Raw genomic sequence first — 16,522 nt, 5'->3', positions numbered from 1 at the left:
GATGTTTTTAACAAGGTAAATTTAAGCGGTAACGTACAGGAATCGACCAAATTGTAGCAATTCCTTCGTAGAAAAGTACGTAATTTTTTGTTCCTGTAACAGTTGCCCCACCCGCATCAATTGAAACGACTCCTTGTGTAAAACTATATCCCAAGGCAAATCCTGTGAGATAACCTGTTACTGATGATATTGAACCATCTTTAATTACAAGATCAAATTGAAGAGTTGCTCCTCCAAACCCTCCAAAAGCACCAGAATATATACCATCAGCACATCCAAAACTTGTCAAAGGTGGTGTCTGCGGTTTTACATCTATGGAAACTTCTTTACTGTGTTCTTCCTGTAAATTTCTAATAAATTCTCTATATTCTTCAAAGGAAGAGAATACGGCAACTGCTTCATCAGGATTAACATTATCAACGATTTCAGCATTTAAATTAAACTCATTGGCAAGTTCATTAATTTGCTCAATAGGGTCACCAACACGTTTTATTAAATTACTTTCAGAAGTGATGGGGGTGTTTTCTAACTCGTCTGAATCTTGATTACAAGAATATAAACCTGTGGTAGCTAGTACAGCACCAACAATAACTAATGTGTAAAATTTAAGTTTTTTCATTTTCTAAATTTTTAATAATTAAAATGTTAATGTTAGCTAACTATTGTAAAAATAAAAAAAAAAGTAAAACTAAAAAAAGTTAACAAAAAGTTAAATACATGTACTTTTTTTTTTAAAATTGGTCAAAAAAATTGTGCAAGTATTCTGATTGTTACCTTGCAAAGATGGAAACAATTATTTCTTTAACTCTAAAATTTGTATGGTGTTTGTGCCATCGGTCGATTTCCATTTTTGAAACTTGCGTTCGTTTTCCATAATAATCCATGTTTTTGAAAATTCAGAGCCTTCGCTTTTAATCGAAATGTATTTGTCGTCATTCCATTCCCATTTAAAAGGCAATTCATCGTTTCGATCGATCCCTAAAACCGAATAATTCAGTTTCTTTTCGCCATCGCCATTTCCTTTAAATTCCATAGTTCCAACATTGTTCAGAGTAATAGATTGTTCGCCAGGTGTAGTGGTTTCAAATTTTGAAACATTCCAAGTACCCACCATTCGATGTGCACACGATGAGATACAAGTCATCACCATTAATAAAGCCGTAATTTTTGTAAATTTTAAAGTCATTTCTAAATTTTTTATATACTTACAATATAGCTAAAATAAAGCTTTTTTCCAAATTTTATAGGGTGTTTTCTAATGTTTTACATGCCAAGAATGCCAATTTGCCTAAATAAATGATTTTATTGTAACAAAACACTGCAATCATTTACTAATTAAAAAAATAATAATGAAAAACATTTTACTTGCTTGCACTTTGCTTTTTGCAGGTTTGCTGCACGCTCAAAACATAAAGATTGAAGGATTGGTTACTTTTGAAGGTGAACCTATTCCTGAAACTTTTATTACCGTTAAAACAGAAAAGGTTTACCATGCTACTACAAACGATAGCGGCTATTTTATGGTCGAAATTCCTGAAAATGTAACACAATACACCATTATTTGGGAACATTCGCAGTTTAAGGCAGTAACAAAATCATTCCAATACAGTGCAGATGCACCTCTAAATTTAGAATTCACAGAACAGCAAGAAGAAGTACTGAGCGGAATTGTTATTGATCAAACCAATAAAAACATTCGCAGGTTTGCCGATAAAACGGTGGTTGATGTAGAAAATTTGACCGTTTTAAACGCAGGCAGTGTGTTTGATGCAGTGAATAAATTACCCGGAGTGTTGGTTACAGCCAACGGACAAATTGCGCACAACGGAAAACTAGCAACCATTTTTTTAGATGGCGAACCAACAGGTATGAGCGGCGATCAGCTAACCAATTTTCTGAAAAACCTCCCAGCAAACACGGTGAAAAGCATCGAAATTATCGATCGCCCTGGTGCAAAATACAGCGCTACTTTCAACGGAACCATTATCAATGTCATTACCAAATCGGCGAAAATTGAAGGTATTAGTGGTAGTATCACGCAAGAGAATATCGTGAATAGTCGTATTAAAAATAATACTTCGGCACAAATCATGTTCAAAAAGAACAAACTCAGTTGGAATATGAATACGGGTTATACCCACCATGAGGGCAACACCAATTCTTTGAACGAGTTTAGTTATAACAGTAACGGACTTGCTGTAAAAGCCCGCGAAAATTACTGGAACAATGGCTGGTATCAAAACTATTATTTGCGAAACAATTGGCAGTACAAAATCACCGATTTAGCCAACCTAACGTTGAAATATAACTACAACCACACCTACAGCAAACCAAAATCATATGGCACTATGTTTAATGCTTTTGGCGATACTGAGCTTGCCTACAAGCAACAAACTGCCAACCGAAGCAATAACAACATCCACGAACTGCAGTTTATTTATGCGCAAAAACTGGATACTATTGGTACGAATTTCACATTGACCTCAAACACCGAATTTCAAAACAATACAAACAGCAATCAATTGTTTGTGGAAGGTGAAAATGTTTCTACTATTTTGGCTGATAATAACTTTGTGTACAGCCAAACCCGAGCCGATTTTGAAACGCCTTTTAAAGCCGCAAACGGTACTTTATCTTTAGGCGCGCACTACACACATTCGGTTTCTGGCAACAACGGTTCTTATATTTGGGAGCAGGCACGAACCTATATTCCGTATGATTTTAAATACACCAACAAGGCCGCTTATGCAAGTGTTTCCGGAAAAATTAGTTCATTAATGATTTCGGCAGGAGTGCGATTAGAAAACTTAACGTATCAATCAGAAACCGCGGTTGATTCCCTCGATTTAAAGCAAGATTTCACCAATTTGTTTCCAACGGTGAGCTTAAAATATAATTTAATGTCTGGTGTTTATTTAAGCGCGGGATACAGTAAACGCATGAATTTGCCGGGTGCACAATCGTTCAATCCAAACGTGACTTCGCAGAACAGTTTGTTGGTAGCAAATGCAGGAAATCCGAACCTGAAGCCACAAATAAGCCATAACATGAATGCTACCTTAACCGTCTTCGATTATATTTATTTCAATTACAACCTGTCTAAAATGCCGAATCAAAACGTGGTGTTTTACGAAATTGCCGATAATGGTACGTTAGAATCGAAATCGAATAATATAGAAAACGGTTTTTCGCAGAGTTTCAATATGGGATTGCCCATTCCTTACGCCATGTTTACCAAAGGCATTAAGAATATGATTAACGACCGAAACGGATTGAATGTGGATGAATTGTCGTTCACGTATTTGAATGCTGGCTATTTTAAAACCACGTATGATGAGGTAATTCCCGATCGATTTCAAAGAGGTGCGTTTTATATATTTACCTATTCGCAGTTTTATTTGGGCAACAACACACGGGTTTTTGTAACGTATTACAACATGTTTAAAGGTGTGATGAATTTATATGAACTGAACAAACCGGCACAAAACCTGAATATTTCGGTAAACAAGAAATTTATGGATAATAAATTAACCTTGAATGTGGGTATTGACAATGTATTGAATACCGATGGTTTTGATGTGAACGTATTTGGAAACGGTTTGCAAATGCGCACCCAAACCTTAAACGAACGCCGTATGTTTAAAGTGGGATTAACCTTTAACTTTGGATCTTTTAAAGATCAAAACCAACAACTATTCCCACAAGGAACACCACCTTTTAAAACGAATTAGAAATAGAAAAGATAAACCCCAAATTCTAACAATTTGGGGTTTTGATTTATTTTTCGTTTTCCTTGAGAAATCTTAAACGCTCTCCTGTGTCTGGGTCACCAAAAAAATACCATATTTTATATTCAGTGCCTTTTTTATAGACATTCAAGTCAGAAAGAGTGGTTTTATTTTCATACGTGAGAATAAGTTCTGATTTGTTTTCTAACATATTAATTTTCCAATTTCCATTTTGGATCTTATTATCATTATTAGATAAAGCTGAAGGATTAAATAAATCTATTGATTTGTTTGATTGGAAAGAACCATCCTTATTAAAAATGATGTAAATACTATCATTTTCCTCTAGTGATAAATATTTATAAGAAAACTTGTCAAGCTTCCATTTTCCTACTATATCTTCTTTTGAATATTGTACATTTTCAGTTTGAATTTTATTATCAATTCCATATCCTCCATTACATGAAAATAAAATAGTGCAAAGAAAAAAGGTTATTATTACCCTCATAAAATGATTAATATTTGTAAAAGATAAATATAATAAAAAACAATGGAAAAAATAAGATTGTAATAGAGTTTGATTGAAATCTTACTATCAAAAATCATCCCATATTTTCACAAGTTAAGATAAATTAATTATTGAAAATTATTATTAAGTTAGTTTTGGTAGTCGTTGTTATTGAATTTCATAACTAAAAATATGTGTGTTTCCTTTAACGTTTTTAATGTTTTTATAACGTTTAAACTGATGATTTATAATGTTGTATATTGAATCAGGTCTTTTTTTTGAGGTGTTATTTCTGATATAAATATTGCTGTTAACTTCATTTGATTCTTTTATAAAAATTAAAGGTCTTAAATAAAAATCATCAATGGATTCAAAATTTCCGTTAGTATCTATAACACCAATAAACTCAACACCTATATGAATTTCTTCTTTGGGTATTTTTATTTTGTTTGTTAATTCAAATTCTAATAAATTTCTTTTTTGTTGTTTAAATGTAATTGGCTCTGAACTTTCTATTTTGTTTAAATTGTAATCATAAAAATTTATACGTAAGCATATTTCGTAATTTTTAGTTTCTCTTTTTTTATTATATGTTATAAAATCTCTGTTAATAGAAGCGGTGATTTTTTTTATATGGCTACCAATATAGTTTTCGCTAAAAATAACTTTTTCTATAATTTCACGACCAGGTTTAATAGGGGTGGCAGTTACCCGGTTACTAGTTGTTTTTATTTTTATTGGGGTTTTGTTTATATTTATTGTGATTTCGTCTAATAAATTTTCATTTATAAAATTAAGATAAACTGTGTCTTTAACATCATTGACTAAAACTTTCTTAGACTCAAATTCTGGCATTTCAAAAAATAAAGTGTCTGTTGCATTATATTCCAAAATATCAACTATCCCATTTTTATTACTGTAAAAAAGATTATTATTAAAATTTAAACCATAGAAAGGTATTGGGTTATTTGTTTTGCTATCTATTAGTGTGATTTTTTTTTGAGCAAAAATAGAAGTGCTTGCAATTAAGAAACTTACCAGAGTAAAAATATTCAAATTATTCATTTTTATAATTTATTAAAATAAGAAGAAGCTGTCCGAAAAGTCGGACAGCTTTTTTTTGTTGTATTTTTTCTCCAAAATAATTATCTTAGAGTTGCACAAAAAACCAACAATGGCTAAGGTAGTTTTTAAAAATCAAACAGGCAATAGTCCTGAACTTTTTCCGATTAATATTTTTGATAAAATCCCTAATAATCACCCTGTTCGATTAATCGAAGAGGTCGTTAACTCGTTGGATATTAGCAATATAATTAAGTTGTACAAAGGAGGTGGTACCTCTGCATATCATCCAAGAATGATGATTAAAGTGTTGTTTTACAGCTATTTGTCAAACGTTTATTCTTGCCGGAAAATAGCTAAAGCACTCACCGAAAACATCTATTTCATGTACATTTCGGGCAACTCTACGCCCGATTTCCGAACCATTAACGACTTTCGAGGGAAAATATTAAAAAATCATATTCAACAACTATTTGCCGAAGTAGTGAAAATGCTGGTTGAAATGGGCTATGTAAGTCTTGATATTCAGTACATTGATGGAACAAAAATCGAAGCCAAATCGAATCGTTATACTTTTGTTTGGAGAGGTTCGATTGAAAAATACAAGGAAAAATTAGAAGTTAAAATCAACACGATTCTTTCAGATATCGAAAGTGCTATTCAGTCTGATAATCAAGAAATTAACAAAGAAGAATTACCTAAAAGCATCAATTCGGAAGAACTTCGGGAGAAGCTATCGATCTTGAATAAAAAGCTGAAAGAACCCACTAAAAAACAGGCAAAAGAGCTACAAAAACTTCAGGATGAGCATCTTCCAAAATTAGAAAAATACGAAAAAGACCTAGAAACTTTAGGCGATAGGAATTCTTACAGCAAAACCGACCCTGACGCTACTTTTATGCGGATGAAGGAAGATCACATGAAAAATGGACAGCTTAAACCGGCTTATAATACGCAGATTCCAACTGAAAATCAGTTTATTACCCACGTGTCCATCCATCAAAAACCGGGGGATACCACGACTTTGGAATCGCATCTTGATGGTTTTGAAAATCTCTATGGAAAACAAAGCAAAGAAGTGGTTGCCGATGCAGGTTATGGGAGCGAAGAAAATTACGAAATGCTTGAAAATAAAAGCATTAAAGCCTACGTGAAGTACAATTATTTTCACAAAGAAACGAAACGGACGATGAAAAATAATCCGTTTTTGGTTCAGAATTTATTCTACAACAAAGAACAAGATTTTTACGTTTGTCCGATGGGTCAACGAATGGAAAATGTTGGCAAAGGAAAACGAATTTCGAGCAACGGACACGAATCGAAAGTGTCTTATTATCAATCAAAAAACTGTAATAATTGTCCGCTTCGAGAGGAATGTTTCAATGCAAAAGGTAATCGCAGAATAGAAGTCAATCACCGTTTGAATGAGCTTAAAGAAAGAGCGAGAAATTTATTAACGAGCGAGAAAGGGCTGGAACATCGCAGTAGACGCCCTATAGAAGTAGAGGCTGTTTTTGGGCAACTCAAGTACAATAATGATTTTAATAGATTTACATTCAAAGGCTTAGAGAAAGTAGAATTAGAATTTCTACTGATGGCTCTTGGACATAATTTTAGAAAAATGGTGGCTGTAGCAGTTGCGGGAAGAAAAACGGTATTCAAACGCCGTATTTTTGGTTCTAAACTTGTCATTTTTGTCGAATTTAGATGCTATCAGCGGTCTTTATTTCAAAAAAAGCAAGAAATTAACTTTAGTGATGATGTTGAAAAGTTAGTAGTATAACAAAGAGGCTATCCTTTTTGGACAGCCTCTTTAAGTTATATTATGGGTTAAACGCATTTTCTGGTGTCATTTCAGGTCTTCTTCTAAAATGATCAGGTTTCGCTGAACAAGGTCTTGTCAATTTGTGATCGGGTGTGGTTCTTGTTCCTAATATATTGTAGGCACAATCAATAGCACAATTACCTTCGCTATCAGTATATTCAAGGCTACAAGCCCACCCCCAGAATCTATCGCCCCCAAATATTGGAATTCCGCTAGTTTGATAATTCTGTCCAATTTCTAAAAGATTGTGACCATGATCTATAAAACCTTCTATTGAATTTATGTCATCATATAAAAGTATTTCATTTGTTGTGAAATCTTCAATACGCATTTTTAATGTTTCTTTGTTGATGTCAACTATTGACGCAACTTCATTTGTTTGAAGGTCAAAATAGATGTAAACTTTTAAAGCATCATTTATTGTAGCTTCTTTTAATGCAAAATTATTGTTTTCTTCGTCCACAATTATTAATCTTTCTCCTAGTTCAAATGCAGCATATCTTTGCCCTAGTTCATACTCAAAAGAACTGTCTTCAGGATCGCTACTACTCCTTGCGGCAGTCAAATTAGTACTTGATTCTGTATTCTCTTGATTTTGGCTATTGATATCTTCATTACTACAAGAAAATAAACTAGCTGTTACTAATGTTGCACCAATTATGCAAAGTGCTAAATGTTTAATTTTTTTCATAATTAATTCAATTAAAATAATTTAAAATATGTTTTTGTTAGCTAACTGTTGTAAAACTACAAAAAAAAAAAAAACTAAAAATAGTTAACAAAAAGTTAAATTTACTTTTTTGGTGTATAACTTAGTACGCTGTTTATAATAGGGCATATAAAAACCTAATATCTTTGTGAAGATAAATATAATAAAAAAACAATGGAAAAAACACGTTGCAATTGGGTTTCTAACGATGAATTGTATATTAAATATCATGATGAAGAATGGGGAAAACCTGTTTATGATGACAACGTTTTGTTTGAATTTTTGGTACTAGAATCTTTTCAGGCGGGGTTAAGTTGGATTACGATTTTAAAAAAGCGTGAAAATTTCCGTACAGCTTTTGATCAATTCAATTATAAAAAAATAGCAAAATACAATCCGGAAAAAGTGGAAGAATTGTTGCAAAACGAAGGAATTATTCGTCATCGTGGTAAAATTGAAGCTACCATAAACAACGCACGCGTTTTTCAGGAAATTCAACAAGAATTTGGTTCGTTCTCTGACTATTTATGGAAATACGTTAACGGTAAACCGATTGATAATAAACTGAAAAGCATAAAAGACGCTGTTGCAAAAACCGAAATATCAGATGCCATTGCAAAAGATTTAAAAAAGCGTGGTTTTAAATTTATGGGATCTACCACCGTTTATGCTTTTATGCAAGCGGTGGGAATGGTAAATGATCATATTACAGAGTGTTTTTGCTATAAAAACCACTAATGAAACTCACTAAAAAACAAATCGTATTTATATTGTTAGGAGGTGTTTTTATAACAAATGCCATTGTTGCCGAATTAATTGGTGGCAAACTAATAAACGTTGGTCCTTTTATTCTGAGTGTAGGTATTTTGCCTTGGCCTATCGTGTTCGTGGTTACCGATTTAATCAACGAATATTTTGGAAAAGAAGGCGTAAAAAAACTTACATATTTAACAACTGGCTTAATTTCCTATACGTTTTGTATGGTTTTTTTGGCGATACAAATTCCGACCTCTAATGTTTCTGCAGTCAGTTTCAGTGCTTTTCAAGAAGTGTTTGGGCAGGGTTTGTGGATTATTATTGCCAGTATTATTGCTTTTGTGTGTTCGCAACTGATAGATGCAGCTTTGTTTGTGTTTTTTAAAAAGCGAACAGGTAGCAAAATGATTTGGCTTCGCAGCACCGGGTCAACCGTGATTTCGCAGTTGTTTGATAGTTTTATTGTAACCGGAATTGCCTTTTGGCTCACCGGCAAGCTTAGTTTTCAAGATTATGTGAATATGGCAGCAACGGGGTACTCCTTTAAGCTTCTATTAGCTGTTGGCTTAACGCCATTGATCTACTTGGGGCATTACCTCATTAAGAACTTTTTAGAAAGAGAATCAAGTGTTTCATCTTCGTAAACAACCTGTAACTGCCTAATTAAAATTTGCATCACATGGGTAACTTATTAGAACCATAAAACCCTGCTGTAAAGTCGATATTTTGGATGTAATTGAAAATAAACACCTCGAAGTGTAGCATTTAATGTATCGTATCTACTAACGCTTATGCTTTTACACAAATTGAGGAATGGTAAAAATTCAAGCTGTCCATTTCATATAATTTTATCTTTTTATAGTTGATAATTTATTTTTTTTAATATATTGATGTTTCTTAGATTCAATTAATATATGCTTAAAAAAAGCCAAAGCGCTAAGCTTTGGCAATGTTAATTGTTAAAAAAATATTACTTCAACGCATTAATTGCATTGTTATAATCAGGTTCTTGGGTAATTTCAGGAACTTGTTCGTTATAAACCACTTTTCCTTCTGGGTTAATCACCACAACAGCTCTGCTCATTAATCCGTTTAAAGGACCATCGGTCATTTGTACGCCGTAAGCATTCGTGAAATCGTTGGTTTTAAAATCCGATAATGTTTCCACATTCTGCAATCCTTCAGCTGCGCAAAAACGGTTCAATGCAAACGGTAAATCTTTAGAAATACATAAAACAACTGTATTGTCAACAGCCGAAACTTCTTTATTGAATGTGCGAACCGATTGTGCACAAACACCTGTATCAACACTTGGAAAAATATTTAAAACCACATTTTTTCCTTTGTAATCACTCAATGATTTTTCAGATAAATCTGTACTTGTTAATTTAAAATCGGGTGCCGTTGCCCCTACTTCAGGTAAATTTCCTGCGGTATGAATTTGGTTGCCTTTAAATGTAATCTGTGCCATAATTTCAATTTTTGTTTTTATAAAATTACAGCTATTTTTAAATATAGTCCCTACTGCTTGTGAAACTTTTTGTTTAATTAACACCTAATTGGTCAGTGAGCCTGTGGTTGCTGAGCTTATCGAAGTATCGAACTGCCAATATAATTTATTAAATCATTAACTTTAAAGTATCATAAATTCGTGTTATCTTTGTAATTTAAAACAATTCTATATAAGTTGTTTATTTGCAAGTCTTTAAACAACCATTAAGATACAAAAAATGAAGTTAGACAGAAAAGAAATATTAGCTGCTTTAGAAACGATTTCTGTTGCAGGCGAAGGTAAAAATATGGTACAAAGCGGTGCGGTACAAAACGTAATGACTTTTGGCGACGAAGTGGTGGTTGATGTAACATTGCACACGCCGGCTTTACATATTAAGAAACGTGCCGAAGTGGATATTATGAAAGTTATTCACGAAAAAATCTACGATAAGGCCAAAATTAAAGTAAATATTAAGGTTGAAACTCCGGAAAAACCTGAAATCAAGGGAAAATCAATTCCGGGAATCAGCAATATCATTGCGGTGTCATCGGGTAAAGGTGGCGTAGGAAAATCAACCATTACAGCTAATTTAGCAGTTACTTTGGCTAATATGGGTTTTAAAGTTGGTGTTTTGGATGCCGATATTTATGGTCCATCCATGCCGATAATGTTCGATGTGGAGAAATCGAAACCTATTTCGGTTGATGTGAACGGAAAATCGAAAATGAAACCTATTTTAAGTTATGGTGTGGAGTTGTTATCAATCGGCTTTTTCACAAGTCCTGACCAAGCAGTAATTTGGCGCGGACCCATGGCTTCTAAAGCATTAAATCAAATGATTTTTGATGCAGATTGGGGCGAATTAGATTTTCTTTTATTAGATTTACCACCAGGAACGGGCGATATTCACTTGTCATTAATGCAATCGTTGCCCATTACCGGTGCAGTTGTAGTAAGCACACCGCAAGCTGTTGCGTTGGCAGATGCACGAAAAGGAGTATCTATGTTTATGGCAGAAAGCATCAATGTTCCCGTTTTAGGTATTGTTGAAAACATGGCCTATTTTACACCGGAAGAATTACCGGAAAACAAATATTACATTTTTGGGCAAGAAGGTGCAAAAAACTTAGCTTCTGATTTAGAAGTTCCGTTTTTGGGCGAAGTGCCTATTGTGCAAAGCATACGCGAAGCAGGTGACTACGGTCGTCCGGCGGCATTGCAGAACCAATCAATCGTTGCTGATGCTTTTGTAGAAATTGCACGCAATGTGGTATCGCAAACCGTTTTAAGAAATGAGTCGCTTCCACCAACCGAAGCAATTAAAATTACAACAAAGGCAGGTTGTTCTGCTGTAAAAAATTAAATTAACCATCGATTGTTCGATATCAATCTAAAAAATATGGCTTCAGAAACTATAAAACAGAATGTAGAAAAAGCGTTAGAAGAAATCCGTCCGTTTTTAAAATCAGATGGTGGCGATATCAGCTTGATTTCTATCGAAGACGATAAATATGTAAAGGTGCGCTTAGAAGGTGCTTGCACTTCTTGCAAAATCAATCAAATGACTTTGAAAGCGGGCGTGGAAACGACCATTAAAAAATATGCACCCGAAATTGAAACGGTAGAAAATATTCCCGCCGTTGTTTAAAAAAATACAAAAACAAAATAGTGGTAAGTAATGATATTTATCACTTTTTTTGTGCTTTTAGTTCTTTAATTTTATATAAATTTTACTTTTATGATCGAAACAGATATACTGATAATTGGTGCCGGACCCACAGGACTTTTTGCTGTGTTCGAAGCCGGATTATTAAAATTACGCTGTCATATTATAGACGGACTACCGCAACCAGGTGGTCAATTAACAGAATTATATCCTAAAAAACCAATTTTTGATATTCCCGGTTATCCATCGGTTGGTGCTGCTGAATTAATTGATAATTTAATGGAGCAAATTAAGCAGTTTGAGCCTGGTTTTACCTTAAACGAAGTTGCTGAAAATATTGAAAAACTAGAAGACGGCACTTTTATCGTTACCACCAACAAAGGCACACAACATCATGCAAAAGCAGTAGCAATTGCGGGCGGTTTGGGCAGTTTTGAACCACGCAAACCGGTTATTGAAGGATTGAATTTCTATGAAGATAAAGGTGTGGAGTATTTTGTGAAAAATCCGGAGCAATTTAGAGGTAAAAACATTGTGATAAGCGGCGGCGGCGATTCTGCTTTAGATTGGAGTATCTTTTTAAGCGAAGTAGCTAAAAGCGTGACATTGGTGCACAGACGAAACGAATTCCGCGGAGCTTTAGATTCTGTAGAAAAAGTGCAGGAATTAAAACATCAAGGCAAAATCAATTTGATAACGCCAGCCGAAGTAACCGAAATTCACGGAAACGAACATGTAGAGGCCGTAACTTTATCTTTTGGTGGTGATACCGCTTCTAGAACCATTAAAACCGATTATTTTATTCCATTGTTTGGTTTAACGCCAAAATTGGGTCCTATTGCAAACTGGGGATTAGAAATCGAAAAAAATGCCATTAAAGTAAACAACGCACTTGATTATCAAACCAATATAGAAGGTGTTTATGCCATTGGCGACATCAATACCTATCCGGGTAAATTAAAATTGATTTTATGCGGATTTCACGAAGCTACTTTAATGTGTCAAAGTGTTTATAACCGTATAAATCCAGGTAAAAAATATGTGTTGAAATACACCACTGTTTCAGGTATCGACGGTTTCGACGGAACACGTAAAGAAGCCGAAAAAGCGGTTGTAAAAGCGATTGATTAATCCATCTAAATAAAAAGTAAAAGAGTATGTTCAAAAGCATACTCTTTTTTTGTAACATTTCATTAAAAAAACTACTTACTAAATAAAAAAACATGACATTTAAACAACTTGCTGGCTTGGAATGGAAAGCCACGATTCGAAAAGGAGCGGTTACACAACGTGTTTTAATGGCATTGGGTAAAGGTTATTTCGGACTTTGCTATTTGGTAATTATGACAGGCATGGTTGCTGGATTGTTTAAACTAGCCGAAGAAGAAGGATTGGATCCGTTTCAGGGCTTTTTTAAATATGCCATTTACTTGTGGTTGGGCGATTTGGTAATTCGTTATTTCTTTCAAAAAATGCCAACCACTTTGGTAAAACCCTTGCTGATACAAAATATTCGCAAAAAAACGATTGTTAGTTATTGTTTAACCAAATCGGCTGTATCATTCTTTAACTTTGTGAACCTGTGTATGGGTGTTGCGTTGTTTTTAATGTTGGCGTTTGATTATGAAATAGGTATTACAAACAGCATTTTATTTGCTTTATCGTTCACGGTTTTCTTTTGGGCAAACAACTTTTTGGTGCAACTTTTAAACCATATAAACAAATTCGCATTGCCTTTTTTAGTGCTTTTTGCAGCTGTTTTAGCATTAGATTATTTTAAATATGTAGAAGTAACGGCATACACCAAATATTTCTTTGAAGCCATTTACAATTATCCATTTTTGTTAGCAGTGATGGTTGTTTATTTATTGGTTTTAGTCGTTGCATGTTATCGTTTTTACTTTAAAAATTTATCGTTAGATAGCGCCGTTGTTGTTAAAAAAGAAACTTACACTTATTACGAATTAAATTTTTTAAACCGATTTGGCAAGTTGGCTCCGTTCTTAAAAACCGATATAAAACTGCTCACCCGCAACAAACGCACCCGAACTGTATTGCTTATGAGTGGCGTGTTTTTATTATACGGATTATTGTTTTTCACCATGGACATGTATAAAGGCAGTAGCTTTTTCATCATATTGGCTTCCATCATGATTACGGGTGGTTTTATGATGCTTTTCGGGCAGTATGTACCAAGTTGGGACAGTGGTTATTTCCCGTTAATGATGACACAAAATGTTCCCTACCGTCAATATTTAGAATCGAAATGGTTAATTATGGTTTTGGGTACCTTAATCTCCACTATTTTGGCAAGTTTCTACTTATTTTTTGGGTTGCAAACCTATTTGATTATTGTTGCAGTGGGTTGCTATAACATTGGTTGGAACTGTTATATGTCGCTCATTACCGGCGCATTTGTTCGCACTAAAATCGATTTATCGAGTAATAAAAATGCGTTTGGCGATTCAAAAGCCTTTAATGTTCAAACTTTGCTTTTAAGTATTCCAACAATTGCAATTCCTATGGTGTTGTATTTGCTACTAACCAGTTTACTATCGTTTAATATGGCAATTATTGCTTTTATAATCATTGGTTTAATTGGTGTATTGTTGAAAAAAACAATGTTTAATTTGATAGAAAATCTTTATAAATCACAAAAATATAAAACCATACAAGCATATAAATAGTTATGATACAAGTAGATAAATTACGAAAAACCTACGGTGGCACTACCGTTTTAAATATAGAAGAATTAGAGATTCCCATGGGGCAAAGTTTTGGTTTGGTAGGAAACAATGGCGCGGGAAAAACCACTTTTTTTAGTTTACTGCTCGATTTAATTGAACCATCGCAAGGTTTTATTAAGAACAACGAAGTAATTGTGAACAAAAACGAAAATTGGAAAGCTTTTACCACTGCGTTTTTAGACGACAGTTTTTTAATTGGATACCTTACCTGCGAAGAATATTTTTATTTTTTAGGAGAATTGCGCAACCAAACCAAAGAGCAAGTCGATGCTTTCTTGGTTACATATGCCGATTTTTTTAACGATGAAATTTTGGGTAAAAACAAATACATCCGCGATCTTTCTAAAGGAAATCAAAAGAAAGTTGGAATCATTGGAACATTAATTGGCAATCCAAAAGTGATTATTTTAGATGAACCGTTCGCTAATTTGGATCCCACTACACAAATTCGTTTAAAAAAGATTTTACGAAATATTGCCGATACCCAACAGACAACCTTGTTGGTTTCAAGCCATGATTTGAATCATACTTTTGAAATTTCAGACAGAATTGTTTGTTTTGAACGCGGAAACATCATTAAAGATATTCACACCAAAGAGTATTCGTATGAAGAATTAACAGCGTTTTTTGATGTGGTTGTTTAATTTGTTTTAAATGTAGATTCACCCTGCATATTTTCAAGAACCTTTTAAGTATCAAAAAAAAAACGAGCTCTATAAAAGCTCGTTTTTCTATTAATTATCGCCGTCTAGCAATCTACCTAAACCACCTAAAATGCTTCCTTCTCCCTGCGATTTACCACCAGCGCTTGGAGCATGGGCAATGATTCTATCGGCTAATCTGCTAAAAGGCAACGACTGCACATATACAGTGCCTGGTCCTTGAAGGGTTGCAAAGAACAATCCCTCTCCGCCAAAAATACTGTTTTTAATACCGCCCACAAATTGTATATCGTAGGCAACACTGCTGGTAAAACCAACAATACAACCTGTATCTACTTTTAGAACTTCGCCCGGTTGTAGTATTTTTTTATGCAATGTACCGCCGGCGTGTATAAAAGCTAAACCATCTCCCTCTAATTTCTGCATGATAAATCCTTCGCCACCAAAAAGTCCTGTTCCAATTTTACGGTTGAATTCAATACCTACCGAAACACCCTTTGCAGCACACAAGAATGCATCTTTTTGACAGATAAACTTTCCGTTGGTGGTGCGCAAATCCAAAGCAATGATTTTACCGGGATAAGGCGATGCAAATGAAACCTTTTTTTTGCCGTAATTGGTATTTGTAAAAGTTGTCATAAACAAACCTTCACCCGTAATCCAACGCTTACCTGCGTTTAACACTTTTCCAAACAAACCACCTTGTTGCTGACTGCCATCACCAAAAATGGTTTCCATTTTAATACCGTCATCCATCATCATAAAACTGCCTGCTTCAGCAACAACGGTCTCTTGTGGGTCTAACTCAATCTCTACAAATTGCATTTCTTCCCCAAAAATCTCATAATCTATTTCGTGTGCATTCATTTTTTAATTGTTTTTATAATTAGTATTGGTTTGTACTTTAATGTTACACTACATACTAAATAGCTGTGGTTTTTTATTAGTATCTTTGCAAAAATGCAGATTATGAACGATATTAAAATAACAATAATAGACAGAGCAGGCAACGAGCATATTGTGGACGCACCTACCGATATGAATATGAACGTAATGGAATTGGTGCGCGCGTATGAATTGGCCGAAGAAGGAACCATTGGTATTTGTGGCGGTATGGCAATGTGTGCCTCGTGTCAATGCTACGTTTTAAACGAAGAAGAGGTAAATTTACCCGAAAAAAATCCAGACGAAGAAGCCATGTTGTGGGAAGCTTTTAATGTGAAAGAAAACAGCCGGCTAGGTTGCCAAATTGGTATTTCACCTGAAATTGAAGGCTTACGAATTGAATTGGCACCAGAAAGTTAATAAATGTTTAAGGAAAAACGAATCACTTTTCATAAATAATTTGTACCTTTAAGCAAATT

Annotated in this window: 16 protein-coding genes and 1 pseudogene; 10 read left to right on the top strand and 7 right to left on the bottom strand. The window is 34.1% G+C overall.

The window, feature by feature from the left end; genetic code table 11:
- Positions 1-7: 7 nt before the first annotated feature.
- Both MG290_RS11365 and MG290_RS11360 read right to left on the bottom strand, forming a co-directional pair.
- Positions 8-619 (bottom strand): hypothetical protein, encoded by a 612-nt coding sequence (locus MG290_RS11365; RefSeq protein ID WP_264561406.1) that lies wholly within the window; start codon positions 617-619, stop codon positions 8-10.
- A 174-nt stretch (positions 620-793) separates the two neighbouring features.
- The gene (locus MG290_RS11360; RefSeq protein ID WP_264561405.1) at positions 794-1,186 is read right to left on the bottom strand and encodes a hypothetical protein; all 393 of its coding nucleotides are present in this window, start codon (positions 1,184-1,186) and stop codon (positions 794-796) included.
- A gap of 163 nt (positions 1,187-1,349) precedes the next feature.
- On the opposite strand from MG290_RS11360, the gene MG290_RS11355 reads away from it, so the two are divergent.
- Positions 1,350-3,731 (top strand): TonB-dependent receptor domain-containing protein, encoded by a 2,382-nt coding sequence (locus MG290_RS11355; RefSeq protein ID WP_264561404.1) that lies wholly within the window; start codon positions 1,350-1,352, stop codon positions 3,729-3,731.
- Positions 3,732-3,777: 46 nt separating this feature from the next.
- On the opposite strand, the gene MG290_RS11350 is transcribed toward MG290_RS11355, so the two are convergent.
- Positions 3,778-4,236, bottom strand: coding sequence for a glycoside hydrolase family 43 C-terminal domain-containing protein (locus MG290_RS11350; protein WP_264561403.1), 459 nt, complete (start codon positions 4,234-4,236; stop codon positions 3,778-3,780).
- Between the two features lie 168 nt (positions 4,237-4,404).
- On the bottom strand, positions 4,405-5,301 hold the full coding sequence (locus MG290_RS11345) for a hypothetical protein (RefSeq protein ID WP_264561402.1): 897 nt from the start codon (positions 5,299-5,301) through the stop codon (positions 4,405-4,407).
- A 109-nt stretch (positions 5,302-5,410) separates the two neighbouring features.
- On the opposite strand from MG290_RS11345, the pseudogene MG290_RS11340 reads away from it, so the two are divergent.
- Positions 5,411-6,922 (top strand): annotated as a pseudogene (locus tag MG290_RS11340) (IS1182 family transposase); the annotation flags it as partial.
- A gap of 199 nt (positions 6,923-7,121) precedes the next feature.
- Here the strand turns inward: MG290_RS11340 and MG290_RS11335 are convergent.
- Complete coding sequence (locus MG290_RS11335; protein ID WP_264561401.1) at positions 7,122-7,814, bottom strand: hypothetical protein; 693 nt, start codon at positions 7,812-7,814, stop codon at positions 7,122-7,124.
- A gap of 192 nt (positions 7,815-8,006) precedes the next feature.
- Here MG290_RS11335 and MG290_RS11330 point away from each other — a divergent pair, with 192 nt between their 5' ends.
- Positions 8,007-8,570 (top strand): DNA-3-methyladenine glycosylase I, encoded by a 564-nt coding sequence (locus MG290_RS11330; protein ID WP_264561400.1) that lies wholly within the window; start codon positions 8,007-8,009, stop codon positions 8,568-8,570.
- Complete coding sequence (locus tag MG290_RS11325) at positions 8,570-9,232, top strand: queuosine precursor transporter (protein WP_264561399.1); 663 nt, start codon at positions 8,570-8,572, stop codon at positions 9,230-9,232. Before MG290_RS11330 ends, MG290_RS11325 begins: the two co-directional genes overlap by 1 nt.
- Positions 9,233-9,558: 326 nt before the next feature.
- Here MG290_RS11325 and tpx read toward each other — a convergent pair whose 3' ends face one another.
- A complete protein-coding gene (tpx, locus tag MG290_RS11320) occupies positions 9,559-10,059 on the bottom strand; it encodes a thiol peroxidase (RefSeq protein ID WP_264561398.1) in 501 nt (166 codons plus the stop codon).
- Between the two features lie 259 nt (positions 10,060-10,318).
- Here tpx and MG290_RS11315 point away from each other — a divergent pair, with 259 nt between their 5' ends.
- From MG290_RS11315 to MG290_RS11295, 5 genes are all read left to right on the top strand, one after another.
- Positions 10,319-11,446, top strand: coding sequence for an Mrp/NBP35 family ATP-binding protein (locus MG290_RS11315; RefSeq protein ID WP_264561397.1), 1,128 nt, complete (start codon positions 10,319-10,321; stop codon positions 11,444-11,446).
- A gap of 36 nt (positions 11,447-11,482) precedes the next feature.
- Complete coding sequence (locus MG290_RS11310) at positions 11,483-11,731, top strand: NifU family protein (protein WP_264561396.1); 249 nt, start codon at positions 11,483-11,485, stop codon at positions 11,729-11,731.
- A gap of 90 nt (positions 11,732-11,821) precedes the next feature.
- Entirely contained in the window at positions 11,822-12,880 is a 1,059-nt protein-coding gene (locus MG290_RS11305) for an NAD(P)/FAD-dependent oxidoreductase (RefSeq protein WP_264561395.1), read from the top strand.
- A gap of 92 nt (positions 12,881-12,972) precedes the next feature.
- Positions 12,973-14,436, top strand: a complete 1,464-nt coding sequence (locus MG290_RS11300) for a DUF5687 family protein (RefSeq protein WP_264561394.1) — start codon at positions 12,973-12,975, stop codon at positions 14,434-14,436.
- Positions 14,437-14,438: 2 nt separating this feature from the next.
- On the top strand, positions 14,439-15,140 hold the full coding sequence (locus tag MG290_RS11295; protein WP_264561393.1) for an ATP-binding cassette domain-containing protein: 702 nt from the start codon (positions 14,439-14,441) through the stop codon (positions 15,138-15,140).
- Between the two features lie 90 nt (positions 15,141-15,230).
- On the opposite strand, the gene MG290_RS11290 is transcribed toward MG290_RS11295, so the two are convergent.
- A complete protein-coding gene (locus tag MG290_RS11290) occupies positions 15,231-16,025 on the bottom strand; it encodes a TIGR00266 family protein (RefSeq protein WP_264561392.1) in 795 nt (264 codons plus the stop codon).
- Between the two features lie 102 nt (positions 16,026-16,127).
- Here MG290_RS11290 and MG290_RS11285 point away from each other — a divergent pair, with 102 nt between their 5' ends.
- A complete protein-coding gene (locus tag MG290_RS11285; protein ID WP_264561391.1) occupies positions 16,128-16,463 on the top strand; it encodes a 2Fe-2S iron-sulfur cluster-binding protein in 336 nt (111 codons plus the stop codon).
- Positions 16,464-16,522 lie beyond the last annotated feature (59 nt).

The sequence above is a fragment of the Flavobacterium sp. CBA20B-1 genome (assembly GCF_028473145.1).
Taxonomy (GTDB): domain Bacteria; phylum Bacteroidota; class Bacteroidia; order Flavobacteriales; family Flavobacteriaceae; genus Flavobacterium.
Note: the sequence above shows the minus strand (reverse complement) of the source record. Positions and strands in the feature narration are given on the sequence as shown.